Genomic DNA, 26,766 nt, shown 5'->3' with positions numbered 1-26,766 from the left:
ACCGCGTGGGGGGGTTAATCGTCAGGTTATTACATCTGACTCAGTTCATACCTGGCCTGCTGACATCCGTCCTCCCAGTCCTGTTTATTAATGTATGCAGCCACAGAACGGACTGACGAGGCCACATCCCTATAAACCGCTGAATGCCACTCCCGGGGCTCCAGATCATAAAGGGTAAATTCATAGCCAGCCCAGAAAGCAACAATGGTCATACCCTGCCCCTCAGGAAGTGAACCGAATACATTCATCCAGGCCCTTGCTGCCATCAGCTCGCTTTCCAGATGGATAAGTGACCAGAATTCAGCTGAGTAATCTGCACGTTCATTTCTCTGATGCATCATGATGGACGAACTCCTTGAAATTAAGGACGCAACGCTCGCCGCAGACAGGGCTGCGCCTGGCGCAGTCATGCGAGGAAGCGTAATTACTGGTAACTGACAGAAAGCACTGACGCACCCTGCTCCGGAAAGAACGCGGTAAATATCAGTCTGAGGGGGAACAGGCTGTGACGGTCGCCACAGCCGCAGGGTATTACATGATGCCGGCGATGGATTTGGCCAGCTGAGCTTCCAGGACAGGTTTCGCCTCTTCGAACTTGAGGTTTACCTTGTTGGCATTTGATACCACACGGGTCTGGTATTTGGCGCGGTTACCCTGTTCTGAGCTGGTCTGTAGCTTGACGCCTGAGGTTCCCTGCTTCAGTGCAGCAATATTGTCAGTCGTGACGGTCGCCTTGCTGCGCTCGGAAATTTGCAGATCGGTCACCATCGTGTAGTTCACGTCTTCAACCATTGCATCTGCAGCCATACCAATCAGGCCACTGGCAAGACCTACACCCAGCGTTGCGCCCGCTGAAGACGAGTTATACGCCGTAATACCCGCACCCAGTGCCGCTCCCATTGCCGCACCTTCGTACCCGGTCTTGAGGAAGCCCTGCGCATCACGCAGATCCATCTTTTCGGCTTTCAGCACGTTTGCCTGAATCCAGTAGTAGGCGGCGTCAGGAGAACTGGTGACGCGGTAGCCTTTGGCGGCCAGTTCATTTGTAATTTGTGCCTGCAGACCAGACATGTCCTTGTCAGAGGTATTACGGATCTGAAGATAAACCGTTTTCTCTGATGATGGCTCCAGCCAGATGGTTTCACTCATCTGAGTTTTGACATCGAGATTACGCTTCTTCACCGCAGTGGACATGGCACCACAACCTGACAGTGCAAGAGTAGAAGCGATCAGACCTACAACGGCTAATTGTTTTAATTTCATGAATTCTTCCTGTGCATAGAAAAACGTCCCCGTTAGCGAGAGATAGCTAACAGAGATGTTATCGGCTGATTTGAAAGGGAATTTAGGTTAAATAGATGATTGGCTTAGATTACTACAAAAATTAAGGGGGCCATTGCCCCCTTACTCTCAGTATCCCCGGTTAGGGTCATACGTATTTAAAGGTTCGTTGAAGTTTGTTCCCCAACTGTTTCCGTGTATATCCAGGCCAGAGATGCCACCAACCATTGGCATTCCTGATGCAGGGTTCACCGTTATTCCATTACTGAACGAATCGTTGAAGGAAGTATTTAAAGGAACAGGGGTTATACCGGCATCTTGGATACTCATTTGGCTGCCTGAAAAGCTGATAATTTTGTTGTCAATAGCGCTAAGGCGTTGAGCCTCATTATCTGGTAACACATGAGCTATCCCGTTCCGGATAACGTATATCCGCCCATTATCTTCATCCTTAAGAAGGGTATTATCCTTGTAAGTAGTAGGTCGCAATACTGCTCCCACTAGGATAAAAGCTATTAACGAGTGAACAGCTATGCCTGCTATTAAAGCACTTTCTGTATCATTGCCTACATACGCCATCAGGAAGGTTAGCAAGACTGCAAGCACCACGTTACTCAGGAAAGTTGCTTTTAAACTCATCCCTCTTTGGCTGCTTCGTAACTTCCAAAAGCAGAGCAGATAGATAGCGCTGGGGATAATTGATAAGAGCATGCTCTTAGCCATAAATGGCACGTCAAAAAGTACCTGCATGCTTAAAGAATAAGCTGCATAAATGCCGATTGGAATGAAACAACAATAAGCACTTACTTTTTTGTTCATTTTACCCTCCAGTTTTCTTCCTTAATTCTGCCACTCTCTGTTGCAGTTCATCTGGTTGGAGATCATTAAACGGATTGAGTTTACTTGATTGATCCAGTTCAGCTTCGGCACGACCAAGCTTGAATCGCCCTTGACCGATTAAGTTTTCTCCTTTCAGGATATCACTGGATGCCTGAACAGTGGATTGTTTTTTATCAATTTCCCCAGCAGATTCGTTGATTTTATGCTCATTTTCAGATCTTTGTTCCGCCACTCGGCGCTGTAATTCATTCTGAGGACCAAAATCCTGCGTAGAATGTTCATGCAACTTAGCCTGATTTTCTCTATAGGACTCCTGCATAGCATCACCACGTACTTTTTCGCCGCCAACACCTCCCGAGCTATGAGCACCACCATTCTGAGAGCTGTAACTGACTCCAGCATCATGACCAGATGAACCTGATACCTGCTGACTGCCGCCCGCTGGCTGAACAATATGCTCACCACTGAATGGTGCATGCTCCTGGCCGCTGGTAAGATCTGAACGACCCTGCTGATAATCCCCCATAATTTCAGGTTTGAGACGCTCATTTACGAATTCCATCGCAGCTTCTCGCGCCGACGGCGCACTTGTCAGCATGGACTGGGCCTTATCACCGTATTTATTAGCCGCCCAGTCCACAAACTCCTGCGTATAGTTCGTATCGAGGCTTGCGCTCTGATTCTGCGCAACGGTGGCCATCCGACTGAACTCGCTACTCTGTGTAGAACTGGTGGTGTACTGATGGTACTGGCTTTCAGCATCATTGAGTGTTGCGGCCAGCTGCTGAACATTACTGCTTGCTGCATTTTCGGAATGATTCGCGCCATCGGTGATACGGCTGCTTTTAACCATATCCATACCCTGGCGGAAGTCATTAACTGCCTGGCTGTTCTGATCATGCCGCATATCTTGCGAATGGGAATCTGAATTCTGGATTCCTCTTGAGCTGCCCGTCGAATGCCGCAAATCGCCTGAAACACTTCCTTCAGCACCTAACTTAACAACACCCAGATTAAGCCCCCCTCCGGCCGTTCCTTTAATGCCTGCAGATATAGAACCCTGATTACTGATATCCATCAGTTTGTTATAGGCTTCCTGCGTCGAGATGTTGTTTGCTTTCGCATAACTTTCAGCGGCAGACAACATCATGCCAGCACCGCGCGTTGCATTAGTGGCCTGGCTATTTTCACTACCGCTGGTCAGGCTGTCGCTGGTACCGGTCTGATTAGAAAGCTGAGAGAGCTGTGACCAGCCACTGGTAACGCTGTGGTTGTAGCCATCGAGTGCAGTCTGCGCCTGTACCTGCGACTGACGGGCGGACTCCTGGAATCCACTGCTGGCCAGCTGGCTGAGCTTCATGTTCACCGGCAGGTTCGACATTGCACCCGAGCCGTCGATAACCGTATGGCCACCGGCCGTCTGAGTCTGCGTGGAGCCGTTATCCGCCTGCCAGGTTTGCTGACCCTGACGCTGCATCAGGTTGGTATCCATCTTGTTCTGGCTGACATTGTCCATCGACATGTTGTTAAACGACCAGTTTCCGTCGGCTGTGGTCGCGGCCACACCTGCTGACGTGAAGGCGCCCGAGCTGAGTACACTCCCTGCCACCTGAGAGCCCATCGCCGCAGCACCTTTGGTCAGATAGAACGACAGCACCGGAATGGAAAGGGACAAATACCCTGCCAGATTCGCCACGTCCGAATGCTGCAGCGCAACCACATCCTTGTTGGCCAGCACCAGGGGCGTGCCCCCGGACTGGCTCTGCAGCCAGTAGTTGGCGGCATAGTTAAGAATGGCGAACATCACTGGCCACATCTGGAAATAGATAAAACCGGAAACGTATATTTTCAGGGTGTTCAGACCAAAAAGCGTGTGGTTTGACGCGGCCAGCGCAATCATCAGCGGGAACAGGCAAACCAGGATAAGCATCAGCAGGGACTGTGCAAACGGCAGCGTTCGGGTCGCCAGCTCGTTACCTGCAGCCCAGCTGAGTCGCTGTTTTGTTGCAGCGTTCTCGGTGGCCAGATTAAGCAGGTTAGCCGTATCGGATGAGCGAGCGGCAAAACCCTTGATCCCCTGCCGTACTGCACTGTTCGTGATGTTGTTCTTCATGATCTGCGCAGCAGTCATACCACCGGAATAAAAATATCCGTAGCTTTCCCCCATAGCGTTGGCCAGAAGCGTCGCGCCATTCAGCTTGTTGCCGAAGACCTTTCTCGTCAGCCAGGTAAACGTCGCACTCCCCGGGTTGACGTCAGTATTGGCGAGCTTCTGTATCTCCGTTGCGGCCTGCTGGCAGGTCAGGAACTGGCGTGAGGTGGAGGTCATCTTAAAGATGCCCCGCAGAGGGCTTGGGTTACTGGTTATCAGCGTCAGCGGGTCAGTGGAATTGAGCAGCTGATTGATTGTGTATTTACCATTCAGAAGAATGTCGCCGATCACACAGTTTTCCACGTAATCCGGCAGCATCTGCGCCAGCTCCGGGTTTTGCGTGGCGAAGTCACTGGTTTCTGCCACAATCTGCGAGCCAAACAGCATCCCGGTTTTGCTGTAGGTCACCGAGTCGGGTCTGGCCATCAGCATGTCGTAAACTGACGCCATCTTATACCCGATACTGGTCGTCAGCGACGCGATAGCCGCCAGGCCAACCGGTACGTTATCGGTTACCCAGACCGCACCGGGATCGGACAGGTCAATGACCTGCACTGAGCGTTTCGGTACCAGCAGGATGGAAGTCAGGATCATGAAGACCGCCAGCCACTGAACGAAAACCATCGGGTTACGCTGTTTGATGAAGGTAAGCAGTACGGCCAGCACACCGAAGGTGCCGGCAATACGCAGTAAGGTGTGGAAAGTATTCTGGCCGACAAGGGTGACAACGGCGTCCAGCGCCGTTTTCCACATTCCCCCGCCATAAATGGTATATATCTCAAGCATCAGCGATCACCCCAGTGATAGTTGCTTTGATAGGAGCCTGAAACAATGGTGGATACCTGTTGCTGCAGGTACTGCATGTTGCGGTCGATACCGTCCAGCGCGTTCTGATCGGCTGCTGACTGCAGCTTCATGTCAGCGAGAAGTCCCTGCGCATGAATGATGTTGTCGCGTAGTTTTGCGGCTGCTTCTTCAGGGAAGTTCTTGCCGGCCAGAGACAGGCTTGCCTGTTTCACCAGCTCCTGGAGGTACTGAATCATCAGGTCCTGAGCAATGAAGTCGGAAACCTGCAGAAGGTACGTGGCGCTCATCCCCATACTCTGGGCGTTAGTCAGATACTTCAGCACCGGTACAGAGGTGGTGTTCACAAAGCCTTTTTCCTGATCGGTCAGCGCAGTATCGTCGACCAGCTTGTTCTGCATTGAGAGCATCAGGTTTTTAACCAGCGTGACCAGAGCGTTGGACTCAGAAATCGTCAGACTGGTGACAACAGGTCCCAGACACAGAGTGGATTCGTCGCATCCGTAGACCTTCGCCGTCCCCCCGCGCATCAGGACTTTAATCAGGTCGCGGTTATCAACCAGCGGCGTCAGAATTGTCACATCGCCATCCTTGTTGAAAATGATGGAGCCGACGGTACTCATGACCAGCTCCTTCAGCGCGCGGTCGTTGCCGAGAAGACCATTCTTACTGAGGGTGTCCCAGATAAGGTTTTTGTTCTTCAGCACCTGATCCTTCTCAGCATCCCCGGCCTTAGCCGTGACTTTGTCGCCCTGTCCTCCGACGGTGCAGCCCTGACGGGAAGCCGCCCAGTCGGAAAACATGTTGGTTTCGCCGGCAATGTCCTGACAGATTTTCTGCTGAGAGACCTGCGTCACTGGCCACAGCCCGCCGATGATGCCCTGAGCGGCCTGGCATGAACTCATGTTCATGCTGTTCACGTCACTGGCCAGTTTCTGCAGAAAGTCTTTCGCCTGCTTCAGCTCCGGTACCATCGTCTGCAGAGCCAGGTCGAAGGCATAGCCAGCGGCGTTGCTCATGATTTGCTTCACGAATCGCTGGATTTCTTCGCCGCTGATCATACTGAACGACCCCAGATAGGCATCGATACCGCCGCAGCCGGCGTTCAGGGAGGGCAACTGCATTGAGATGAGCTGCACGTTTTTGACGGGGTTTCGCAGATAGACAGAACCACCCGAGAAATACCCGGCCGCCTGTCCCTGCCAGGCCTGTGCCTGAGTCACGTTGCCGCTGTAGCCCAGATTATTGAAGAAACCGTTCAGGTCGCCGTTGACGTCCGCCTTCGCCGGCAGTGCAACCAGCCCAGCCAGAAAGACAGCGCCTGCCGTTATCAGTGCCTTAATCATTGGGCACCTCTGTTCTCTCAGGCTCCAACCCGCTGTCTTTTCGGGTTATCCGGCAGTACAGGGATTCCTCAAGTTTGCCCACACAGCACAGAATGCAGTGCAGTACCAGTACTGCAAACAGACCACTCATGATCGCCCACAGGAGATACTGCGGATAATGGATGAGCAGCGAGAGTGTAAACTGTTCAGAACGAACAAGCGGCTCCGGCATGGCAGCCAGCGTGTTGTCAGCCCACCACACATAAATTCTTTCAGCGAAGATAAAGAAAACAAGGCTGTACAGCAGTTTCAGCGTGAATAAATTCGCCCACTGCCGGGACTCTTTGCTCCCCTCAGAGTCCTTCATCTGTTTAATGAAGCCATTGCGGACACAGGTTTTCAGTCTGGTGAATTTCATGCGATCTCCTCACGGGGTTTCCGGGACAGGGTCAGACGGCAGATGTACAACCCGGTGGCAGTGAAAAAGAAGCCGACACTCAGCGAAATGAGCAGCAGCACCGGCACGTCCTGAAGGTAAAGAGTCATTTCCGGGCGGGACAGTGCGCTGACCACGCGATGGGCCAGCGTCCCGTAAAACGCGGCAGATACCAGCAACGTCATGCTGAACAGCAGCCACACGCGCTCGGCACGCGATAATGCATACGATGTTGTATTCATGTTGAAGTCCGGTTGTCTTACTGAGGGGTGACCTGCGCACTTGCCGGCATCGGCGGCAGCGATTTCGGGTCAACATTATCCAGGTCGGCCTGAATCAGGCTGGCCATACGGCTTTCAAGCGTGGGGATTTCCATCACGCCCTGGGTGAGTGGATAGGCTTTCAGGGTGTTGACGTTGACCATAAAGGCCGTCGGTGTCGCAATTGGCAAACCGTTTCCGAAGAAGGTGACAATCTCATCTGCGATGGGAGAGTTAGGGTCCGTCTTACGCGGGATCATCGGGGTCGGGTAAGATACGTCCCCGCCGCCGTCAAGGGTGTACGGGTACACCCTGATGGCATGCTCATCGGCCCAGCCCTTCAGCAGCGGGTCAAACTTCGCGCTGTACTGACAGTGCGCCTGCATAAAGAGCACCACCGCATAATCCTTCATGTTTGCCTGGCGACCGTCCGGCAGCGACATCAGGTTTACCGGCGCGGGAACCGGAATGGTGGAGGCGGTGACGGCTGCAGCGTCAGCAGAGGCCGTTTTTGTCGCTTCAAGCGCCACTAACTCCTCGCGCGCCCCGGCGTTCGCCAGCAGCGGTATGGCCATCAGCAGAGCCGTGAGTCCGGTTTTAATGTTCATGGTCGCCTTCCTTATGCGTTTGCCCTCTTTCGTCACGGAACCAGCGATACACGGCATACACCACCATGCCAGCCGCCCCGGCCCACATACCATTGCAGAGCCATAAAAGCCCCTGCTGCGTATGCTCAACCGACCAGGTCATCAGCTCGCTCAGTACGCGCGCCATCGTGCCCCAGAAAATCAGTCCTGCAACAAGGGATGCATTCATACATGTGTTTCCTTTTGGAAGATATCACGCCCCTCATGCACAGAGGCGCGACGATGAATATACAGATGGGTCAGAAAACCCAGAGTTGCGCCGAAGAGCGCAGCTATCAGCCAGAAGTTGAAAAGCGTGGCATCCATCGGCTTTGTCCAGCGTTCGCTGTCAACCGGTTCACGATGGCAAATCGACATCGGCGGGAGCTGATAAGAAGGAGGACTGGCCTCCTCGCCGGGTTCAGGTAGCCGGGGTCGTGGTGCCGGTTCATAATGCGTAACGCACTGCATTACCTTACCGTCGGGCGCGCCTTTGGTTAGCGTTTGCGCCTCTTTCACAAACTGCCCGGCCAGCGAGCCCTCCAGCGATATGGCTATCACAATACCGTACAGCAACAGCGCCGGGCCGAAGACAAGGGTGAACAGGGCAAAACGCCCTGCATCACGGATGAGGGGTAAAAGCATTTTTGTCATAAGAAACTCTCAGGAATTCGGTTTAAAGCCGGTGGCCACGTTCAGGAATCGCTTAGACAGGTCATCCTGCGTCATGAAGCCGTATGACAGCGCGCGGTAATTCTTGCTCCGGGGGTCAACAAGGTAGAGCGCCGGGAAGTGCGTAATATTCATTGACCGGGACTGCCCCGTATCCGGACGGCTCTGCGGCAGGGAGGCGGCCACCTGACCGTCAACCGATACCGGGATAAGCGAAATCCCGTTGGTTTTCGCAAAGTCCGCCACCACGCCCGCCATCTGCACGTCAATCGGGTCACTGCCCCGGTAGAAGTAGAACAGACCGTACTGTTGCGCCAGCTGCTCCACGGCGCTCTGCCGCGTCTGCTGGTCGCGGGTCTGCATAAACGGCGCCATGCTGTTGTAGTGCGGATACTCCAGGTTGTAGTCGAGATCCGGGTGGCTCAGCTGCGCCGCCGCAAAGGACTGGCTGAACATCGATGCCCGATCGGTCCAGAACTTCTGCCAGCGCAGGAACGTCGCCGTGTTTTCCCGCGAGGGGTACAGGATGGCGCGATTAAGCGCCTCCTGTGTGTACCCTTTCAGTACCCGGGCCTGCTCCATCGGGGACATTCTGCTGAGGTCCGGAATGGCCTGCGGTGCAGGCTGTTGTGGCTTTCTGGACTGCTCCGGCGGCTTTTTCGGCTCGTTGTACCAGGACCAGCCGGTGAACGGCTCTGCCGGCGTCACAATCTCCTCGGCCACTGCCGTATGGCTCGCCAGCGCCATGAGCAGGCCACAGAGGACACGCTTCATTTACCACCTCCCTGCTGGTTCACCTGCGCGGCGATGCGCTCCTTAATCTGCTGGACCTGCGTGCTGGTATCGGGGATTTTCTGGTTCTTCATCAAATCCTCGTAGAAGTCAGAGAAGTTGATTTTGTCGAAGTCGATACTCTGCAGCTCTGGGACCGTGATCCCCCGGCAGTTCGGGCTGTCGCCGCTGCCGAACTTAACGCCCAGCTGGTCGCGACGCCCCTGCTCCTGAATGATGCGGGCAAGCTTGCCGTCAAAGACGCAGTAGACCTGACTTTTCTGGATGCAGGCACCCAGCACCTGACGGTCACAGCGATCGCCGACGCTGACGGTGATCTTTTTGGCTTTGGCCTTCCCGAGAGCTAATTCATCATCGTTACAGGCGGCAAGCCCCGTATCCTGTCCCCAGCCGGAATCCTTGCAGCAGTTGGAGAAGCCTGCAAACGCCTTACGGCAGCTCATGGCCTTACCCGTGAAGGCCCTGACATCTATAGTGCTGTTCTGATCCCTGACATCTTCTGCCGCAGAGGCCAGGCCCGCGAGTTTGGCCACAGCCGTATCAAACCCGTTATCACCGGTACCGTTCGTCTCATCGCAGGCACCGGACTGACATATATACTCCCCGCCGCAGACCAGACCGCTTGATGACCAGGTTTTCTGACACTGATACGTTTCTGACTGATGGGTACAGATGCCCGACTCAGTTGTTGTACAGGAATGGGAAGAGAGCGTGCAGGCGGGGTTATCCATCAGCGAACCGCAGTTCCCGCGAGAACTGGTACCCGTCACATAAGAATCTGAATATGCCCAGCAACTGTTTGTCTGGCTGTACTGCTTCCCGTCGACAGTGATGGTACGAGTGCCGCCTGGTTCGGTACAGATACTGCCTGCGCTGGACAGGGCCGATTTTTTGTCAAAACCACAGCTTTCAGTCCAGGTCGTCTGCGGAACCCAAACCTTAGTGCCGGTACGGTAAACGATGGTGATGACAAAATGGTACATGTGGTTGGTTTTTCCGGTCTGCCAAATGCTGGCAACCCTTTCGGGTACGTTTCTTTTGTTATTAAACGTGATAGTCAGCTTCTCTCCTTCGGTAAAACTCTTACCCGGAGGCAGGTCATACGATCCGGAGGTCTGGTACATCGTCATCAGCGAACCGAGAGCCGTAATGTTCAGGAACCAGAGATCGTTGCTGAACGCTAAATTTTTCTTGAACGTGTAATTCATCGTCGCTGAATACACCGTTCCTTCCGGCATGCTGTAGGACACTTGCGGGCTGCTGACGTCCAGATTGTCTGAATCTATGGTGATGGTCTTATAGCTGTAGTTATCCTCATAATGCCCGGTGATACTGGCTCTTCTTCCGCACGTCTGGATGGTGGCCATATCCCGATCGCAGGTAAAGTTCTCAAACGTCGATTTTGATACCGTCGTCTCCTTACACTGCTGACTGGTGCCATTCATGATCCCGTCTGCCGTACTCTCCGCATTTTTTCCGATTGTGATGAAAGGTGCGTTCGGGTCGATGGCGGGCGTCGGGTTCGTTTTTCCGGCGTTGATAACCGACTGCGCTGCGTCATTGCCCTGCAGAGCGGCCTGCCCTTTGTTGGCCAGCCCGCCGTCTCCGCCATCCACGCCGCCGTAATACCCTTTCTCCGGTGGATTAGCGGTATAGCCTGGTATTGCCCCCGTGACGGTATCCGGGTTCTTCAGGGCTCCCGTGCCGGCGGAAGCATTGCCTTTGCCAAAGCTCGCTCCCGCCTCAAAGGCAGGATCAGCTGCGCCAGCCAGAAGCGGAAAAAGCATCAGCACCGCTGAAAGCAGTTTTTTCATTTGCCGGCCTCCAGAAGATGGCGTGCCGTTGCCGCACAATCACCACTTTCAGCGACTTTTTCGAGAGCCTGCTGCAGGGGCAGGCTTCCCCTGATGACGTCATAGTGGCCAGGGCAGGTCACCACCAGGGCGGGCACCGTGGTGATGTTGTACTGAGTGAACAACGTTGGATCGATTTGCACGCCGGCGTCCTTGTCCTCCTTACTCAGCTCAAACATAGCCGCCGCGGTCTGTCGCATGTCGTTATTCACCAGACCGCGCAGCGTCGGCGGAATGTTGTAACGGCGGGCATCCTTCAGCATGGGCAGCAGGCCTTCACGTGGAATACCGAGGCTCACAAAGTAAATAGCCGGGAACGTGCCTTTTTCCCCCATCGTGTTGGTCCGGGCTGCGATATCGCCCTGCAGGCGGTTAATCAGGTCCAGTTGCTGCTGCGGTAAGACGGGTGCGGCCGCCGGATGCCCCTGCAGGTCTTCCTTCATCGCTGTCAGCGCATCCTGCTGACCTTTTATCCAGCTATGGTCGGAGACGGAGATATCGGTCTGGGCGCTCGCCAGTGCCAGCGGCGAGAAAGCAATCATGACGCTGATCGTCAGCGCCCGGAGATAAGCGTTTTTCATTGTCATGTCCTTAAAGGAATACGCAGTTACGTTTGCGCCAGAAGAGGTAGCCGAAGTTCTTTTTGGAGGATGGCGAGTTATGCGTCGTGCCCCAGAGCTGCGTGCTGGCCCCGAAGGGATGGCAGTTGCCCGGTTCGGGGTACATGTTCACCATCTGGTATCGCCATCGCTCTTTCGGGATGATCGGGGATGGATACTGGTTACATACGGCGACGTCCGCGCCCACAGAGTTCCAGACCAGCCCCTCACGATGCATCTTGAAGGCCATTCGCTCTCCGACCAGCAGAGAGGCCTCGAGCGGAGAAAACTCACCGCTGGTAAAGCCTGTTAGCGGATAGATAGACCCCTGACTTCCCGCGCACCAGAACAGCGGCGACAGAGGAAGACCCGCAGATGATGCAACTGCGTCAGCAGCACAGGCCCCCTGAGCTATCAGGTTGCCGAAAAGCGCAGCCTCGGGGTTAATCAGCATCGAAAGCGTGCTGTCATTCCAGAGAGGATCAACTTCGGAGAGATAGGCAATATCCATGTCGCCGGTTTGCAGACACCCCAGGCTGGTGATGATGTTCAGCCAGAAAATCAGCGGATATTTGTACCAGTGAACATGGTAGAACGTGCCGGCAGCGGGCCGGTCACTCTGCCCGGCGGTTCCCGTTCCCGTTCGTCCGAGATCGATTTTAAAGCCGCCCATGTTGACCATGACGCCAGGCTCACGGGTTACGTCCACCATCGCCATTGGCTCCCAGAATCCGATGGCCAGACCGATACGATAAAACACACCATATGAGCAAATCTGGATCGGCGAAGCCGGGTTGTTGGTATCCTTTTGTGGACCGGCGGCCAGCTGAATATTCCCGAGCGTCATCGGAAACAGACACTTCCAGCAGACATCGCTTATCGGGTTAACCCAGCGGCCATCACCCGCGTTGCTGGCTGCGGCCGTTGCCTGAGCTGGCATCCAGGACAGCAGGACCAGCATCACGCCGGCAAGCCATGAAAAACGCTTCATTTCACCTCCCGCAGCCATACACAGACCGGGCCGTCCTCAGTGTCATGAATGGAGCCAATGAACCAGCCCTCCCCCTCTGGCGCGGAAGGAAGCCAGTCACTGATGTTTTGTTTTCCCTTTTCCCAGTCGGCGATCACCTGGGGAGGCGCGTCGTTTTCCATCCAGCGGGTGGCACAGATCAGATTGTGCTGGCGCATCCAGTCGCCAAACTCAGTCTGTGTGGCCTCATCACTGGCAGGTGCAAAATAATGAGGGTGCGTCCAGAAGCCGTTGCGGTCACGGGTAACCGTCACCGGCCTGACAGATTCAGGGTGAGTCATGGGGTATCTCCGGAAGTGCCGCAGCCACCGGACGGCGGGAGGGCTTAAAACAGGATTAATGGTTTTTGGTTTTGTCGGCCGCCTTCATGATGAATGCCAGCCGCTGGTCTTTGGACATGTCCTCAAGAGCCAGTAAGCCAGCTCTTAACACTATTGAGGGATAATAAAGGGGATTTTCTGCAAGAATGGCCTTAAGCCGTAAAGCTGATTTTTCATCATGACGAACGGCTGTAACATTCTGGCCCTTTTCAGTATCAGGGTCTTTTTTCATGGCATTACCTGGTCGGGGTTAATCGGAAACCGTGAGGCCATTCAGGCTGAGGCGGAGCGCAACGCAGTGAGCACCGAACATCCTGAAGGGCAGCGCGGTTGAATCAGTTGGGTCTTCTGGTCCGCAGGACGATAAAGGCATACCCGTTGTTATCATCGTAATCAGCCGCATATTCCTCTCCTGCCGCAATACGGTCGCCGACGGTTCTGATGAATCGGGCCAGGACGTCTTTCGCAGGTGCTGACGTTATCTGCGCAAAGACGACAATACGCTTCTCACCGTACTTTAGCTCAGGCATCTGACTGAACAATTCATCCGGTACACTGCTGCCGCTTTCATCCGGGAAAAATCCCGGCGGGGTGTTGCAGAGCTGGCGCATCAGTGTCACCTGAAATCCACAGATGTTCACAGGCACAGCGCTGAGGTCGGGTTCATCAGCCATGTCGGGGAACGCCATGTTGCTTACAGCGTCGGCCGCTGCGTTCAGCCCCTGAACGAAATCACGGGTAATGACGAGGCTGTCTGACTTCAGGGTGATCATCACCTGCCTGAGCGGCCAGAGACATTTTTGCCTGTCGCTCAGTACCGCTCCTGCCGCCTCTGCGCTCCGGGTGATATACCACCCTTCCCGCTCACTGCCCTGGATAAGCAGATTCAGCCATTCATCTGCGGAACCATTTTTCATGGCATCATCAATGCTGTCATTCAGCATCTGTTCTGAGATGAGCGGGGTCATATAGCGGTGGCGCACACGAGTCACTTTCCGGCTGATGTCACGTCTGTCTGTATTTGCCAGCCGTGTGCTGCGCGATGCATCCCGCGTCAATTCATAGCCTGCCGAAAACAGCGCTTTTTCCATCTCGGCCAGCATCGCCTGGTAATAATTCCGGTTTGCAAAGTCATGCACAGCAGTTGCATGACAGGCATTACCAAATTGTGGGAGAGGGAGGGGTTTTCCCGGTCTGCTCTCCCACATCCGGCGTTCACGCCGTGCACATGCCACGTACTGAACAACAATCCAGGCAGCGAGCAGCGCAACGACGACCAGAATACCGGTCATGCCCTCGGTATCGCGCAAACAGGTGAGCACTCCCTGCAGCCCCTGCTGCCCCTGAGGGCCGGTGAAGCAGCCGATTAACGCCATGCGTTCATCTCCTCCATTCTGTTGCGGATAAGCCTGACGAGGTACAGGGGAAACGCCTCATCCCGTTCCTCCGGCGCTATAGGCTGACGCTGGTTATTCGCGCACCACTGATGCCAGGCACCGGCGATCAGCGCCGGTTGCCATGAAGCGATCTCAGGGTACAGCTGACAGAGTTGATTCACGGTTTCGTCGCCGCCTTTGGTATCAGCATTGTGGCCTGTCATGTGCTGAGACGCAGGGGGCACAGTGTTATTGTGTATCAGTGACATTCAGCGTTCTCCTGCCCTTCGCCTGCAAACAACCTGTCGAGACGCTCGGAAAGTGACAGCGTCGTGCCCTTTTTACGTTTCGCGCTGTCCTCGGCCCGCATGTTCTCCAGTAAGAGGTGAATGATGTAGTCCGGGAAACGTTCATCACGCCTGGACGGCTCCCGGCTGTCCTGCTGGTTCTGCTCACACCAGTGGAGCCAGGCTTTGGTCACCAGTACCGGATGCCAGGAGTCAATTTCGGGGTACAGCGTCTTCAGTCGTTCTGCTGTTCCCATGCGCGGCGTTATCTCAGCGGGTTTGCGCGGTTTTCTGGCGTAACGTCGAGGGGATGTAACCGCCTGACGCATTTCGGGAAACAGGTCACCTAACGTTGTTGCAGTCATTTTGAGTACCTTTAATGTATTTTACCGTGCATCATCAGAATTCTTGCGGACTGGCTAAAACACGGGAACGGAAAGAATGGGGAAAATGATGTACAGACTCAGGCGTATACAGCCAACTGATAATCAACTTGAAGCAACCCGAAATCTGGTGAGGGATTTAATTGCCTCCGGCACCTTATTTGCTCTTCTCAGTACTGGAGCGAGGTCGTGCATTCCAGCGACATCTTTTGCTGATTATGTCTTTCTGACTTTATTTTTTATCTGCTTCATGTTTGTTCTGACCTGGTCATCCTTAATTGCTGATTTAAACCTGCGGCAGATAACAGGTAGCGATGCCTCGAATTACCGCGTGCCGTATTTCATTCTGGCGATATGTTTCACTGTCGTATTTTTTGGACTGACTTTTTTACTTCTCAAAAGCTTCTGGTAAGCAGCTGGTATTATCTCATCTCAAAACCATCCAGATGGGAAACCAGCTGGCACCGATCAGCACCAGGCACAGGATGTACATCAGCAGATAACCGGGCACTGAAGGTATCCTGAAATGCACTCTCAATTTCCTTGTCTCTTTAGCGATAAGGGGGGCGAACCACTGGGAAAGCATCAGTCCGGCAGCAATCAAAAGTCCGCTACCGTCCGTGTCGAGTGGTATGACCTTAAGAATGCAGCCCTGAATAATCAGGGTAAATACCGCGCACTGGACTCCCTGCCAGCGCAGGTTCGCCGGTAACCATGCTGTTGTAATCGCACAACCTGCGATACCCGTTATAACGGACAGAACAAGCAGAAATATCATTTACCGTCTCCCTTAACAGGTATTTCTTCCACTTTCATCACGCGGCCGTCGCGCGATATCCGCGCGGGGATGTGTTCAAAACCGAATTTACGGGTCAGTACGCCAGACTGGTCGAAGTAGATACGTTCATTCAGCGCATCACTGGTTTCTTTGATGTTGCCGTTCACCAGGATGACCTTCACGCTGGTCTGGTCGGCGAGCTGCTGTCGTGCCCAGTTCACCTGCTCCTTGTCATCGCCGTCGATAAAAAAGAGCACCTGGCTGAAGGGCACCTTATCCAGAGGATTGACCGTGTCACCCTTGCGGGCGATCACGTTGCCCTGCATGTCTGTGATCGTTTCCTTCACGGTAAATGTCGGGTCCCAGGCAAAGCTGCGGTATTCCTTCGCTTTTGTGAGCCCTTCCACCGGCGTCGGACGTACCGCATGCTCCTTCACTCTTTCCGTTGCCTCTTTGCGAAGGCGGTCCAGCTCGCCCGTCTGCTCCATTCCCTTCAGGCGATTCTGGATAAACGCCAGCATGTCCTGCTCTGCAGGCTCGAAGACGTTGCCCCAGGTACCGAGATCTTTCGCCCCGCTGCCGGCGGAGAGCATCAGCAGCATCATGGCCGTCAGCTGCAGTCGTTTTTTCACTGGCCCCCCTGGGTGCGTCGTGCGATATCAACACGGATTTCATTCGTGATATCGCGCTGCGGGCTTATCACCGCCGGTTTCACCAGAATGATGGCGTTGTGTGAGGCCTGCCACTCTGTGAGACTATCCGTCAGCGCTGCGTTGAACTGCACTGTCATCGCTTTTGCCCGACCTTCATCGAGCGGCAGCTGCGCGGACTGCTGCTTAAAGAGGTCCACCGTTCCCTTCATGTCGAAGACCACCACCTCCGGGGTGACGGCTTTCGCCGTCACATATGCCACGCCTGTCATAACCAGAAGTCCCGCCAGCCCCTGCATGCCGGCTTTAACCCAGCGGGATGTTTTGCTGGCGATCGTTACACCGTCGCGGACGGTGTCGCCGTCATACGGCTTGTCCTGTTGTTCACTCATGCTGCTTTCACCCACTCTTCAAGTTCACGAAGTTCACTGCCGTATTTTTTCTCCGCCAGCATATACGCCGCTTCTTCCGCAGTTGCCCCCCCTTCTTTCTGCGCTTTCTGCATGAAAGCAAAGTCCTCGCCGCGCGAGCTGAACATGGCACGCGTCACGGGATCGACGAACAGTCGATGGAAGGAGCTGTATTCACCGGCGTTTATCAGCAGGGAGCTGTAGCCGGTCTGCAGGGCTGGCTGGAAGCCACGGATAACTTCTTTTTCCATGTCCGAGAACTGATCCGGGTTATCGGCAAGGTACTGTTTAAACGCCTTCGCATCCTGCAGGAGGGTGATTTTGGTGGAGCTGTTGTTCCAGGCGGCTTCCGCTTCCTTACTGGCGCTGAAGTCCTTAATGCCCTGGGTGATGGTGATAAACGCGCCACGGTGACGACGCACAGTACGGTAGCCGGTTTCGATGAACCTTGCCGCGTGTGGGTTGGAGCCACCCAGCAGGCGCCAGGCCTCGTCGATGATGCAGACTTTTTTGAGGTCGCGCGGGCTGTGGTACATCTTTTCCTGTATCGCCAGAATGAGCGAGAACAGGATGGACGAGAGCAGCTTCGGCTTGTCTTCCAGGCTCAGCAGCTCCAGCACCGCGAAGCGGGTTTCACCATCGAGCGTCGGGGTGTCGGCGTTGAAGTATTCTCCGTCGGGTCCCCAGGTGCAGTAGGTCTCAAGCAGCATGGCCAGCTCAGCAAGGCGCGCGATGATGGTCGGCTTATCTGCGGACGCCTGATTCACGTCCTCATTGGTCAGGTAATTATGAACGTCGTCGATACGGGCTTTGTTTGCCTTCTTCTCCCACGCATCCATTACCGCTTTCTGCAGGATTGCTTCACAGACGCCATCCAGCGGCTGCGTCGGACTGGCGAGTACCGTCAGCAGGCGCACAATCCCTTCCGCAGAATGATTAATGTCCTTAACGTTGGCGAACGGGTTAAAGCGCAGTTTAGAGCCATCGAGATAAACCCCGCCGGCCTGGTGACAGTAGTTCTTGTAGCTGTCCCCCATGTCGATAACCCAGGCGTATCCCCCGGCATTCAGTACGTCACGAAGAATGCCCTGCGTCAGGAAGGATTTACCGGCCCCGGACGTGCCGGTGACGGCGATGTTAAAGTTGGTACTGCCGTTCTCTTCACCAAACATGTCGTAGAATGCCACCTGGTTGCGGTAGGTCGGCAGTGGCATACCCACGTTGGACAGCTGGCGTTCGGCGACGACCGGCATCAGGCTCACCGCGTTCCATGACTTGGAGCGTAGCGTTGCCCCCGTCATCTTCAGGTCTTCCCACATCCCTTCCTGCATGACGAACGGGAAGCTGGCCAGCCAGTTGCGCATCTGCTGGTACTGTATCGTCACCATTTCCAGCTCGTTCTTACGGAACACGTTGACGGCGGCCAGTTCACACTTCTGTGCCTCGGTATTGTTATCCGGGGCGAACAGGGTCAGGTTGAAGTAGGTATTGCAGAGCGCGATTTCATTGCTGTGAAGCTGCTCCCGGGTACGCCGCCATTCCTCTGCAGCCTTTTTGGTGTTGGGGAACAGTGCAGCGTAGGCTGAGTTGGCCTTTTTAGACAGGTCCTGGTCTTTACGGAAAGCCTCGCTCTGACTTTTGGTCTGTTCTTCCAGCGCCGTCGTCCAGGTCAGCATAAAGGGGCAGGGTATCCCGAGGTCGGGAAAACGCAGGTTCTGCAGATTGTCAGCCCCCTGCCAGAGCGCGAATCGACGCGGATTTTTAGCAAGCTGCATGTTGATGATGCGACATGCCGATGCCGGCAGGCGTGTCCCGCGCGCGTCAATGGTTTCAGGCAGCTCCATCCGGATATGCGATGGATGCACCTTCAGGTCAATCCCGGGATCAACCACCTGGCGGTTGAGCTTCTCATCCTCGTTGTAGTCCCCGGAGGACGTCAGCACCTGTTCCTGACGGTAGTTCATCTGCTCGCGTACCGCAGACAGGAATGCGTGCACATCGGTGTTCATGCTGTCGATGCGCGCGGCTCCCAGTGAGACGCGGATAGTGTTACGTATCTGAATCAGGTCATCCATCACCCGCTGCACCTGGGAAGCGCGCTTAATGGGCTGACCATAGACAATAAAGATACGGTAGTTACGCAGGTAGAGCGGGTATTCCCGTTCGTTGGCCAGGCCGTGCAGCGCGGAACGCTGCCAGAACGCGCGGGTAATTTTATTGAGATGTTCGGCCATCCCCCCTTTCCACATGTCGTTACTCACGCCGCGATCGATGCGTTCCCCGACACACTTGCTGGCAAGCATAATCACGGTCACAGGGGTCTGGCGGGGAAGCTTCTTACGCAGCATGTCATCGAGCGCGGCCATCACCTGCTCGTTCGCACCAGGAAGCGGGGCGGCTTCCATAATGAAACCCGCAGAGCCGGCGTTGACGAAAATTTCATTCCTGTCGTCGTAATACCGGTACGGCAGCGCAGCGACCAGGGACGGATAGTCCCAGGTCTGGGAAAGGTTGTTGCGGGCCGTTGCTGCACCGTCTTCCTCTTTCCCGTTTTTCAGCATATCCATCAGGCTGTCGACAAAACTCATTTTCGGCCCTCCGCAGCGGCCCGGATTAACTCCAGGCGACGCAGCTTTTCTTCGTTCATCTGGCCGGTGTGCGGTGCATCACCGGTGGTCTTAATCTGCCAGTTACAGCTCACGCTCAGAACGGCCAGCGTTTCATCATCGGTATCGACTGACTGTGTGGCGGTGATTTGCGCCGTCCCTTTCCGTGAATGGACTAACGATTTCGCCAGATGATCGATGCCGTTCTTGCCGGTAACGTAATGGCTGCTCATTCCCCGCCCTCCCCGATAACGCGGTAGCTCTCATCCCAGTGGGATTTGTTTTTCACGAACTCGACCACAGCCGGCTGATGAAAGTTGTCGTCCGTGTCCACCCAGGGGGCAATCCACAGGCGCTGCGTGGCGTCAGGAATACGCTGAACCGGAACGCGGCCCGCAGAGTTAACCGGCACAGGGGGCGCATGGCTGGATGTGGCCAGCGGCGTGACCAGCGAGCCAGACGATTTCGCCGGCGCTGTGGTCAGAGGGCGCGGTGCAGAAGGCTTAGTGGCGGTGGTTCCGGTTGCTGCGGCGGAGACAGGACGGAAGGGATTCACGGCCGGTGCTGAATTGCGCAGTGCCGGCAGGGTTTCACCCGCAGGCTTTTTTGCGGTTTTCTCTGCCGTCAGGTCATCCAGACTTTTACCCTGAGCGGCCAGCTTGTTGGCCTCACCGGTAGTCAGGCACTGGTCGGTCGCGGTCTTGTTGCAGTCGAAATCAGAATTGAGACCGGCGCAGCCGGTCAGTGCGCTGCACAGCAGTGCAGCACCCAGTAGTTTTTTCATGGGGTAACTCCGGTTTTAATTTAAGCGGTATTCAGGGAGGGGTAATACTTAATTTCGATTATTTGCAGTTGCACTGAATCAAAGTGAAAACCAGCTGCACAGCAAGGCTGCAAAACACGCCGGCATAAAATAAATCCAGCGTCAGAAAGTTCAGGTTCATCTGGATAAAGCCATAAGCAATGGTCCCTAACAGCATTCCGCCCCACGGAACGACTGAACCATACATAAGAAACCCACCATCGAGTTTGTTAAAGGCTGAGTCGCTAAAGCATACGAGGAACACGCTAAAGAGCAGGCACACTCGCCAGGAGACCCAGCCCATATCACCCACGCCTTTAAGATTGAGCGCTGCCCACACTGTCAGTTCGGTAGTGAATACCAGTGCTGGAATCAGGATATAGCGATAGTTGTGCAGGATTTTGAGTAATGGGTAGCTTGCCATGCTGGCAGACATAAACACTCCAGTGAAATGAATTACAGGAAGAAGGTGATGACACGATACAGAACTCCGATGGTCATCAGGGTTGCAACCCAAATGAGTGCGCCGGCATCGTAGTAAACAGAAGCACCGGTAGCTCCAACAATTATTACCAGCAGTGCAATTGATGTATTACGCTTCATTTCTCTCCGCTTTCCTTGTTACTGTCAGTGGCTTTATGGAGGAACTTCAGGTCAGGTTTCTTTTCTGGCCAGACGGACCTGGCTTCCTCACGATGCCAGTTGCTGACAATTCTGGCCGTCAGCCCTTCTGTTTCAGCCTGGTGCTTCAGGTGTTCCCAGGCAGAAAGGTTCAGGGGTTCATAATCAGAAAGTAACCTGTCGAATACCTCATCCCAGCTTTCGTTGTAACGCGGGATAATTCGCTTAAATATCTTCTGACTCAGAAAAAACCAGGCAATCAGGAAACACAGTGCAAACAATGACGGGCGGAACACTGAAACCGTAGCTACCAGTACAACGATGAAGGTTGCAAGCCAAAGGAAAATGTACTTATTTCCTTGCGGAGTGGGCCGGCCAGCCTCCCATTCAGCAATATGCATCCGCATTTTCCTGAGCAGTGAGTTATTACGCTCTTCATCACGCATTACGGCTTCCCCCACGAAGAGCAGCATCAGAAATGGCGCTGAACTCCGCGTCCAGCCACTGTCTGAGTTCTTCCCGTGTCAGCTTATCCTTGTGAAAAACAGAAACGGCCAGGGTGCGCATGGCATCAATATCAAGCGGCTCATATGCCCGAATTTTCCGCTGTATTTTTTCTTCCCATGTTTCACATGCCTGTAACAATCCGGCGAGAAGAAAAGCTATTCCAACAGCAATGGAAGCCACGGTAAGCCTCTGATTGTGTGACCAGAAGCTAAAAATCAACATCCCTGTAGCGGTTAATCCCCCTACCAAAAATAGCCAGTGGGGTTTTGTGTTTTTTCCTGCGGACCAGTCTTCCCAGTCCCGTTCAATACCCCTCAGAAAGCTAATGCGGTCATCTATGCGTGCTCCCTTCATTTGCTCTCCTTTTCTTCAGGTGTTACGTCTGAAGGTGATGAGTGCAGCTCACGCCATATCCAGCCACCCGGCATGGTTTCAATCAGGAAGTAACCACCTGCAAAGCAGATGAGAAGTCCTGTGAGCTTTACCCATATACTGAAGTGCAGCGCGAACCATAAAATGAATACTGTTACTGTGAATAACAGTATTGGGATCAATCCGGTTGCCGCCCGAAACATTATTTTCCGTGCTTTCATCTTCATTCTCTCATCAGTTGATGGTGTCACCGAGGCGCAGTTGGCTGGCCTGGCGGAGAACGTCATCCGGGTTGATGTTGCCGACTGAGGTGGTACTGGATGCCGTGGTCTGGCTCGCAGGTTGTGGAGTCACGGCGTTCTGAGCGGCGTTGCCGGCTTTCTGCAGTTCCTCTTTCGCTTTCGCGTCCTCGGCGTCCTCGATGGTTTCAAGACGGAAGCCCTTCTGGAATACAACGGTCACCTGGTTGCCGGCACCGATATCAATTACCGGATGGTACTGCTCGGCGCGCTTAATCCAGTACTGGCTCAGCGTGTCGGCCGCCTTACTGGCTCCGCCTCCGAAGCCCTGCTTAAACACATCACCTGCGCCAACACTTGCAGTGGCACCGAGGCCGACGGATGGTGTGGCGGCAGATTTGATGCCTTCCCCAAAGCCTGACAGGAGGCCGGAAGCGCCGGCGTAGCCGACAATCATGCCGTTTCGCATAACGGGCTTGCCGCGAATGCCTCCTTTACCCTGGAAGCTGACGTGCCCCTGAAACTCCATGTCCACGTGCTTGCCGTTTTTCAGGATGCAGCTGATGGACTGGGTGCGGACGTTTCCGCGTTCGCTGGAGATATCGCCCCACATCTCACCCACAATAAAGCAGCCGTCAGCGTTGAACTCCTTGTTGTTGGGCATCTGAATGTTGCCCTGCAGGCGGATGGTTACAGGACTGGTATTCTGCTGACCGGTGACGCTGGCGTTCGCGTCAGCCCCCTCAATCAGAACAGCATCAGAGAATGAGCCGGAAGGAATCCAGGGTAATTTAGTTGGCTTTTTCTTCAGGCTGTCGTAGCTGAACTTTGTTGTCGACAGGCCACCTGTCATTCTCTGGCCAGAGCCGCCCGGGTAGAACGCTGCGCCCTGCCCCATATTCACACCAGTGGCGGCCGGTGTGCCTGAAGGGGTTACGGTGTATTCGGGTGGCCGGGCCTGACCGCCAGCAACGGGACCGGGGAGTGGTGTTCCGTTCTGGCCAACAGGTGGTGTCTGCTGGCCAGTGGTCTGGTTGCTGCCGGGGGCTTTCGTTAGCTGGTCATTCAAGCGCTGTATTTCAGCGTCCTTCTCGGCCAGCTTCTGCTCGGTTGTGAGCTTGTTCTGCGCGAACTGCTGAGCAAGCGTGGCAAGGTTTTGCTCAAGAGCGGAGGTCTTTGCCTGCTGCTGTGTCAGCGCGGCATCGTTGACCTGTTCGTTAAACGTCGCGGTCACAACGCCGGTCAGGTTTGGTGTTGCAACCGGTGCGGGTTGCTTTTGTTTTTGCTGGTATTGCCCGTACCACATTACGCCGCCTGCTGCAGCTGCGCCGCCAATGATGACGGCGGCCAGGATGGCCAGTTGCTTGCGGCGGGTTTTCAGGTTTTCATTCAGGCTGATGGTCATGAGCGGGCGTCTCCGTCATCTGAAAACACAATCCAGGCATAGCCCTCACCGCCAGCGTAGAGCTGATTCTGCGACAGCATTACGGCCCGGACGCCCTTGCGCCAGAAATCGCGCTCGCGGAGGCTGCGGGTGATGCTGCCCGGGTTGCTCATCCGGAAGCGAACAACCCGCAGGTGGTTGCCCACAAACTGGCGTTCAGGCGTCAGGCGTACATCACTGGCGGGTGTGTAAGCCGGCATGCGGCTGACCGGGTATTCCCGGTAGTCGTCCGGCACCTGGCCATTGACTGCGGCGCGGGATAGCGCAACCAGCGTTTTTTCATAGGTCTGCCCTTCTTCCCATGCCTTCGCATCGTCGTTCTTGCGAAGTGGTGGTGACATCGGGGTGAAGCGCAGTGTTTTGCCGTTACCCGGCTGCGGCCTGACGTTCAGGCTCAGCGATGAACCGTGGTCAGTCTGGATAAACAGGGTGAAGTTCTGGCCAACAAGCGGAGACAAAATAAGCGCTCCGTCCTCGGTCTGGCTCTGGTCATACGCACCGGTTGGTCCGCTGATGCTGGTAATGAGTTCTCCGTCTACAACAACCTTGCTCGGGTTGGTGTTGCTGAGAGTGACGTTAAAGGCGGCGTCGTTCTCAAACGGAATGGCTGCGGGTGAGGAAGCGGCCCGGAGGCCGCTGGTAAATAATCCCGCTGCCAGAAACACAGCAGCAGCTGCCGGTGAAATGCGAAATTTCATGGGCAGTCCTGTCAGTTAGTGGAAGATACCGGCTTGAGTTCTTCAAAGCTGTGGAGGTTAATCACACCGTTGTCATAACTCAGTTTCAGTCGGTAGGTTTTTTCCTGGTCTTTCAGTGGCGTGATGATTGCGCCGTTTGTGGTGGAGGATTTCAGTACCCCGCTGTACTGCACGGAGCCATCATCCATGACGCGAATTTCTTTCGTGTCGAACTGGGTGGTGATGCCCGCTTTCTGGATGCGCTCAGTTTCTATGTCCAGGGCTTTCTTGAGTACGTCCCGTTCGGCGGAGGGGACAAATCCAAGAATCATTTTCTGGTTATGTTCGATGTTTTCCGGGGTAACGTTGAGTCGCCAGTAAATAAAGGAAGCGGCGAACTGTGTCAGACCGGTCGCATCGACACTTTTAGAATCTGATGCAAATGGGCGGTTAAACGTTAACGGCGTGGTGATGGTTTTCTGGGTTGTGGCGAAATACCATGCCAGTGACCCTGTCAGTACATTCCCTGCGCTCATGAGTAAAGTTAAAGCTGAAAGACCAATAAACGCATAGCGGAGTTGTTTATCGCGCTCTCCTTTAATATTCAGTTTCATGAAAAACTATGCCCTCCAGTGCCGGAAACTTGAGTCAGGTATCTGGCGAAAGGTTACTTTGAATAAAAGTGATGGCAGGTGCCAGTAGCAGAAATTAAGCAACCAGTACGACCCCTGCCCTTTTTTCAGATATCTGACGATGAACCAGAGGATTCCCGCGATTACACCAAGTTCGAGTGACAGGTTGTTAAGCACCCCCAAAACTAAAAGGGGTGCGGTAACAATCAATTCGTCAATCGGTAAGCCTAAATAGCGGTTCTGCTGGTTCATTGTTTCCGGGAAGTTATATTTATCTCCTTCCCCGTTCATCATTTAGCTCGCGATGCCGAAGGCGACACGGGTAAAGATGATTGCCATAACGATACCGACGAATACCAGTGGTGAGCGGGCCTTAATGTAAATAAACAGGCCCATGATGATTTCGGCGATGTAGAACCATTTAACCAGTGATGAGCCGGAGCCGAAGGTGGAATTAACCGTGGCGTTCTGCGAGGAAAGAAGGTCGGTACCAGATGCGAATGCCGGGTGAGTGGCCATAAGTGCAATTAAAAAAGCGCCTGCTGACTTTAAGTAAAATTTAGCCTGGCGATTTTCGCGTGCTTTGCGGAATAAAGACGCTACCGCCCATCCCTTACCGACGTTAAGGGCACTGCCTTTGGTTAACATGTTTGTTTTCTCCGAAGTAAACAAAAGTGAATCGCGTAAGTGCTTGTTTACGCGGGCGCAATTGTCCCATGACCCTAAAAAAAAAAAACCGTGACACATGTCACACTTTTTGGAGCCATTCAGATTTATCCGAATATGTAAGTGAGTAGGCTTTGTAGACCGGAAAGTTCTGAAATGGCTTACAGGATCTATAGCTATGAAAGTTAAAGAAAAAATGTGGGATGGTCGCGGCCGTCCACGCAAGTTCCAGCCAGGTGAGGCGGTGGAGTGGCGATTGCGTGCACCGGATAATCTGCTTATGGAGCTGAGAATATGTGCCAGAGCTGGCAACAGAAGTGTGAATGAGGAAATTATTGCCAGGCTTTTGTTGTCGCTGAATTATCAGCCCGGCAAGCCTGTCATTAAAACTGCGGAGGGTGAACGGCTCATTGCTCTGGCGGTGAGATTTGAAGAGTGGCTAGGCCAATTACTTGATGGTGAATCTCTTGATGATGCTGGAGAAATTAAATCCTCGCCCAAGCAGGAGCAATTGTGGATGTGGCGTGAGGGTGAAAGAGTTTTGCTTCCGGGGAAAACAACCGGATATAGCATGCGAATTCCTGAAAACCTTGCAGATGAAATCAGGGCAATGGCGAAGGTGCATAACCGTAGTCTGAATGACGAAATGCTCACCAGGTTAATGAATACGCTTGGATATTTTACTGAGAGATTGCTTGACCAGAATGAGGATGCGCAGGCGCTGAAAGTGTTGTGTATGGAATTTGAAGTTTTTTTAAAAGAAAAAATCACGGAGGTGGAAAAGGAAGACCTTCCGTGGGATGAGGGTGAGCCTCAGTGATCGACAGGGCCGGAAAAGTCCGGCCTGAAACCAATAATTAATCCGTCAGGAAGTGGTCTTTTTCAGCCTTATCTTCTGCATCGTTAATCGAGCTGATGTTGGCATTTATCAGTTCTTCAAGCTTCACTCCAGAGTCTGGCCCCTTCATCGTGACAAAGATATCAGAGACAAGTGCGGTGAGAATCATAATACCTTCACGTGAGCCAGAGACTTTCTTAATGAGGTCGCGTCGGAAACCATCGAGATCGAAAGTTGAGCCCTCTTCCTTTGATTTGTATACCATCAGTCCGAGTCGAACTAATTCGTTGACTATTGAAGAATAGTTCATGTCAGACGTTGTTGCGCCCTTTTGTAACTCAATCTCAAGAATATCATTTATTTCTCTGTCAATTTTATCTTTAAAGTAGATGTTCTTTCTTGGCATGATATTTTCTCAAAAATTTCATGCAGTGCCTGATGCGGCACTGCAATGCTACTTATATGTCAGTTCCCGGAGTTACGTTGTT

Annotated in this window: 38 protein-coding genes; 2 read left to right on the top strand and 36 right to left on the bottom strand. The window is 53.9% G+C overall.

Annotated features, from left to right (window positions below; genetic code table 11):
- Positions 1-29 precede the first annotated feature (29 nt).
- The 19 genes from SK53_RS21615 to SK53_RS21525 all read right to left on the bottom strand — a co-directional run bounded on the left by SK53_RS21615 (position 30) and on the right by SK53_RS21525 (position 15,018).
- Positions 30-341, bottom strand: coding sequence for a hypothetical protein (locus SK53_RS21615; protein WP_048210007.1), 312 nt, complete (start codon positions 339-341; stop codon positions 30-32).
- 190 nt (positions 342-531) lie between these two features.
- Positions 532-1,263, bottom strand: a complete 732-nt coding sequence (gene traT, locus SK53_RS21610) for a conjugal transfer complement resistance protein TraT (RefSeq protein ID WP_048210006.1) — start codon at positions 1,261-1,263, stop codon at positions 532-534.
- 147 nt (positions 1,264-1,410) lie between these two features.
- Positions 1,411-2,100: a hypothetical protein gene (locus SK53_RS21605; protein ID WP_048210005.1), complete on the bottom strand. Its 690-nt coding sequence runs from the start codon at positions 2,098-2,100 to the stop codon at positions 1,411-1,413.
- A gap of 1 nt (position 2,101) precedes the next feature.
- Positions 2,102-5,059: a conjugal transfer mating-pair stabilization protein TraG gene (gene traG / locus SK53_RS21600; RefSeq protein WP_048210004.1), complete on the bottom strand. Its 2,958-nt coding sequence runs from the start codon at positions 5,057-5,059 to the stop codon at positions 2,102-2,104.
- Positions 5,059-6,423 (bottom strand): conjugal transfer pilus assembly protein TraH, encoded by a 1,365-nt coding sequence (gene traH / locus SK53_RS21595; protein WP_048210003.1) that lies wholly within the window; start codon positions 6,421-6,423, stop codon positions 5,059-5,061. The genes traG and traH overlap by 1 nt, the downstream gene beginning before the upstream one ends.
- Positions 6,416-6,820 (bottom strand): hypothetical protein, encoded by a 405-nt coding sequence (locus tag SK53_RS21590; RefSeq protein ID WP_048210002.1) that lies wholly within the window; start codon positions 6,818-6,820, stop codon positions 6,416-6,418. Before SK53_RS21590 ends, traH begins: the two co-directional genes overlap by 8 nt.
- Positions 6,817-7,080, bottom strand: coding sequence for a hypothetical protein (locus tag SK53_RS21585; RefSeq protein WP_032656071.1), 264 nt, complete (start codon positions 7,078-7,080; stop codon positions 6,817-6,819). Before SK53_RS21585 ends, SK53_RS21590 begins: the two co-directional genes overlap by 4 nt.
- Before the next feature lie 17 nt (positions 7,081-7,097).
- Complete coding sequence (locus SK53_RS21580) at positions 7,098-7,706, bottom strand: type-F conjugative transfer system pilin assembly thiol-disulfide isomerase TrbB (RefSeq protein ID WP_032656074.1); 609 nt, start codon at positions 7,704-7,706, stop codon at positions 7,098-7,100.
- Entirely contained in the window at positions 7,696-7,914 is a 219-nt protein-coding gene (locus SK53_RS21575; RefSeq protein ID WP_032656077.1) for a hypothetical protein, read from the bottom strand. Before SK53_RS21575 ends, SK53_RS21580 begins: the two co-directional genes overlap by 11 nt.
- Positions 7,911-8,378 carry a hypothetical protein gene (locus SK53_RS21570; protein ID WP_048210001.1) on the bottom strand — a complete coding sequence of 156 codons (468 nt, stop codon included), beginning with the start codon at positions 8,376-8,378 and terminating at the stop codon, positions 7,911-7,913. Before SK53_RS21570 ends, SK53_RS21575 begins: the two co-directional genes overlap by 4 nt.
- A 9-nt stretch (positions 8,379-8,387) precedes the next feature.
- Positions 8,388-9,170, bottom strand: coding sequence for a type-F conjugative transfer system pilin assembly protein TraF (gene traF / locus SK53_RS21565; protein ID WP_039265175.1), 783 nt, complete (start codon positions 9,168-9,170; stop codon positions 8,388-8,390).
- The gene (traN, locus tag SK53_RS21560; RefSeq protein WP_048210000.1) at positions 9,167-11,002 is read right to left on the bottom strand and encodes a type-F conjugative transfer system mating-pair stabilization protein TraN; all 1,836 of its coding nucleotides are present in this window, start codon (positions 11,000-11,002) and stop codon (positions 9,167-9,169) included. The genes traF and traN overlap by 4 nt, the downstream gene beginning before the upstream one ends.
- Entirely contained in the window at positions 10,999-11,622 is a 624-nt protein-coding gene (gene trbC / locus SK53_RS21555; RefSeq protein ID WP_039265177.1) for a type-F conjugative transfer system pilin assembly protein TrbC, read from the bottom strand. Before trbC ends, traN begins: the two co-directional genes overlap by 4 nt.
- Positions 11,623-11,632: 10 nt before the next feature.
- Positions 11,633-12,631, bottom strand: a complete 999-nt coding sequence (traU, locus tag SK53_RS21550) for a conjugal transfer pilus assembly protein TraU (RefSeq protein WP_048209999.1) — start codon at positions 12,629-12,631, stop codon at positions 11,633-11,635.
- Positions 12,628-12,951 carry a hypothetical protein gene (locus SK53_RS21545; protein WP_023345504.1) on the bottom strand — a complete coding sequence of 108 codons (324 nt, stop codon included), beginning with the start codon at positions 12,949-12,951 and terminating at the stop codon, positions 12,628-12,630. The genes traU and SK53_RS21545 overlap by 4 nt, the downstream gene beginning before the upstream one ends.
- 55 nt (positions 12,952-13,006) lie before the next feature.
- Positions 13,007-13,222 carry a hypothetical protein gene (locus SK53_RS21540; RefSeq protein WP_039265180.1) on the bottom strand — a complete coding sequence of 72 codons (216 nt, stop codon included), beginning with the start codon at positions 13,220-13,222 and terminating at the stop codon, positions 13,007-13,009.
- Positions 13,223-13,325: 103 nt separating this feature from the next.
- Positions 13,326-14,366: a hypothetical protein gene (locus SK53_RS21535; RefSeq protein WP_048209998.1), complete on the bottom strand. Its 1,041-nt coding sequence runs from the start codon at positions 14,364-14,366 to the stop codon at positions 13,326-13,328.
- A complete protein-coding gene (locus SK53_RS21530; protein WP_039265183.1) occupies positions 14,357-14,635 on the bottom strand; it encodes a hypothetical protein in 279 nt (92 codons plus the stop codon). Before SK53_RS21530 ends, SK53_RS21535 begins: the two co-directional genes overlap by 10 nt.
- The gene (locus SK53_RS21525; RefSeq protein WP_048209997.1) at positions 14,626-15,018 is read right to left on the bottom strand and encodes a hypothetical protein; all 393 of its coding nucleotides are present in this window, start codon (positions 15,016-15,018) and stop codon (positions 14,626-14,628) included. Before SK53_RS21525 ends, SK53_RS21530 begins: the two co-directional genes overlap by 10 nt.
- Positions 15,019-15,103: 85 nt before the next feature.
- Between SK53_RS21525 and SK53_RS21520 the strand changes: the two genes are divergently transcribed.
- The gene (locus SK53_RS21520) at positions 15,104-15,448 is read left to right on the top strand and encodes a hypothetical protein (RefSeq protein WP_232764366.1); all 345 of its coding nucleotides are present in this window, start codon (positions 15,104-15,106) and stop codon (positions 15,446-15,448) included.
- Between the two features lie 15 nt (positions 15,449-15,463).
- Here SK53_RS21520 and SK53_RS21515 read toward each other — a convergent pair whose 3' ends face one another.
- From SK53_RS21515 to SK53_RS21445, 16 genes are read right to left on the bottom strand one after another with little or no spacing between them, the layout of a single operon-like run.
- Positions 15,464-15,814: a hypothetical protein gene (locus SK53_RS21515; protein WP_045354560.1), complete on the bottom strand. Its 351-nt coding sequence runs from the start codon at positions 15,812-15,814 to the stop codon at positions 15,464-15,466.
- Positions 15,811-16,446 (bottom strand): type-F conjugative transfer system protein TraW, encoded by a 636-nt coding sequence (gene traW, locus SK53_RS21510; protein WP_048209996.1) that lies wholly within the window; start codon positions 16,444-16,446, stop codon positions 15,811-15,813. Before traW ends, SK53_RS21515 begins: the two co-directional genes overlap by 4 nt.
- On the bottom strand, positions 16,443-16,856 hold the full coding sequence (gene trbI, locus SK53_RS21505) for a type-F conjugative transfer system protein TrbI (RefSeq protein WP_045354563.1): 414 nt from the start codon (positions 16,854-16,856) through the stop codon (positions 16,443-16,445). Before trbI ends, traW begins: the two co-directional genes overlap by 4 nt.
- On the bottom strand, positions 16,853-19,462 hold the full coding sequence (traC, locus tag SK53_RS21500) for a type IV secretion system protein TraC (protein WP_048209995.1): 2,610 nt from the start codon (positions 19,460-19,462) through the stop codon (positions 16,853-16,855). The genes trbI and traC overlap by 4 nt, the downstream gene beginning before the upstream one ends.
- Positions 19,459-19,713 carry a hypothetical protein gene (locus tag SK53_RS21495; protein WP_039265190.1) on the bottom strand — a complete coding sequence of 85 codons (255 nt, stop codon included), beginning with the start codon at positions 19,711-19,713 and terminating at the stop codon, positions 19,459-19,461. Before SK53_RS21495 ends, traC begins: the two co-directional genes overlap by 4 nt.
- Positions 19,710-20,264 carry a type IV conjugative transfer system lipoprotein TraV gene (gene traV, locus SK53_RS21490; protein WP_048209994.1) on the bottom strand — a complete coding sequence of 185 codons (555 nt, stop codon included), beginning with the start codon at positions 20,262-20,264 and terminating at the stop codon, positions 19,710-19,712. The genes SK53_RS21495 and traV overlap by 4 nt, the downstream gene beginning before the upstream one ends.
- Positions 20,265-20,322: 58 nt before the next feature.
- Positions 20,323-20,718, bottom strand: a complete 396-nt coding sequence (locus SK53_RS21485) for a hypothetical protein (RefSeq protein ID WP_048209993.1) — start codon at positions 20,716-20,718, stop codon at positions 20,323-20,325.
- 20 nt (positions 20,719-20,738) lie between these two features.
- Positions 20,739-20,885, bottom strand: coding sequence for a hypothetical protein (locus tag SK53_RS23685; RefSeq protein WP_156174859.1), 147 nt, complete (start codon positions 20,883-20,885; stop codon positions 20,739-20,741).
- The gene (locus SK53_RS21480; protein WP_126297368.1) at positions 20,882-21,349 is read right to left on the bottom strand and encodes a hypothetical protein; all 468 of its coding nucleotides are present in this window, start codon (positions 21,347-21,349) and stop codon (positions 20,882-20,884) included. The genes SK53_RS23685 and SK53_RS21480 overlap by 4 nt, the downstream gene beginning before the upstream one ends.
- Positions 21,342-21,764, bottom strand: a complete 423-nt coding sequence (locus tag SK53_RS21475; protein ID WP_039265196.1) for a hypothetical protein — start codon at positions 21,762-21,764, stop codon at positions 21,342-21,344. The genes SK53_RS21480 and SK53_RS21475 overlap by 8 nt, the downstream gene beginning before the upstream one ends.
- Positions 21,761-22,009, bottom strand: coding sequence for a hypothetical protein (locus SK53_RS21470; protein WP_232764367.1), 249 nt, complete (start codon positions 22,007-22,009; stop codon positions 21,761-21,763). The genes SK53_RS21475 and SK53_RS21470 overlap by 4 nt, the downstream gene beginning before the upstream one ends.
- Positions 22,010-22,016: 7 nt before the next feature.
- Entirely contained in the window at positions 22,017-23,420 is a 1,404-nt protein-coding gene (traB, locus tag SK53_RS21465; protein ID WP_048210017.1) for an F-type conjugal transfer pilus assembly protein TraB, read from the bottom strand.
- A 2-nt stretch (positions 23,421-23,422) separates the two neighbouring features.
- Positions 23,423-24,163 (bottom strand): type-F conjugative transfer system secretin TraK, encoded by a 741-nt coding sequence (gene traK / locus SK53_RS21460; RefSeq protein ID WP_039265197.1) that lies wholly within the window; start codon positions 24,161-24,163, stop codon positions 23,423-23,425.
- A gap of 11 nt (positions 24,164-24,174) precedes the next feature.
- Complete coding sequence (locus SK53_RS21455; RefSeq protein WP_023327726.1) at positions 24,175-24,756, bottom strand: TraE/TraK family type IV conjugative transfer system protein; 582 nt, start codon at positions 24,754-24,756, stop codon at positions 24,175-24,177.
- A 6-nt stretch (positions 24,757-24,762) separates the two neighbouring features.
- Positions 24,763-25,065 (bottom strand): type IV conjugative transfer system protein TraL, encoded by a 303-nt coding sequence (gene traL / locus SK53_RS21450; protein ID WP_023327727.1) that lies wholly within the window; start codon positions 25,063-25,065, stop codon positions 24,763-24,765.
- 3 nt (positions 25,066-25,068) lie between these two features.
- A complete protein-coding gene (locus SK53_RS21445) occupies positions 25,069-25,422 on the bottom strand; it encodes a type IV conjugative transfer system pilin TraA (RefSeq protein ID WP_048209992.1) in 354 nt (117 codons plus the stop codon).
- Positions 25,423-25,618: 196 nt separating this feature from the next.
- Between SK53_RS21445 and SK53_RS21440 the strand changes: the two genes are divergently transcribed.
- Complete coding sequence (locus tag SK53_RS21440; RefSeq protein WP_048209991.1) at positions 25,619-26,260, top strand: Arc family DNA-binding protein; 642 nt, start codon at positions 25,619-25,621, stop codon at positions 26,258-26,260.
- 37 nt (positions 26,261-26,297) lie between these two features.
- Here SK53_RS21440 and SK53_RS21435 read toward each other — a convergent pair whose 3' ends face one another.
- Positions 26,298-26,684 (bottom strand): relaxosome protein TraM, encoded by a 387-nt coding sequence (locus SK53_RS21435; RefSeq protein WP_045620741.1) that lies wholly within the window; start codon positions 26,682-26,684, stop codon positions 26,298-26,300.
- Between the last annotated feature and the right edge of the window lie 82 nt (positions 26,685-26,766).

This window comes from Enterobacter sp. MGH119, from assembly GCF_001037675.1.
Taxonomy (GTDB): domain Bacteria; phylum Pseudomonadota; class Gammaproteobacteria; order Enterobacterales; family Enterobacteriaceae; genus Enterobacter; species Enterobacter hormaechei_C.
The sequence above is the reverse complement of the archived record's forward strand: the minus strand, read 5'-3'. Positions and strand labels throughout refer to the sequence as shown.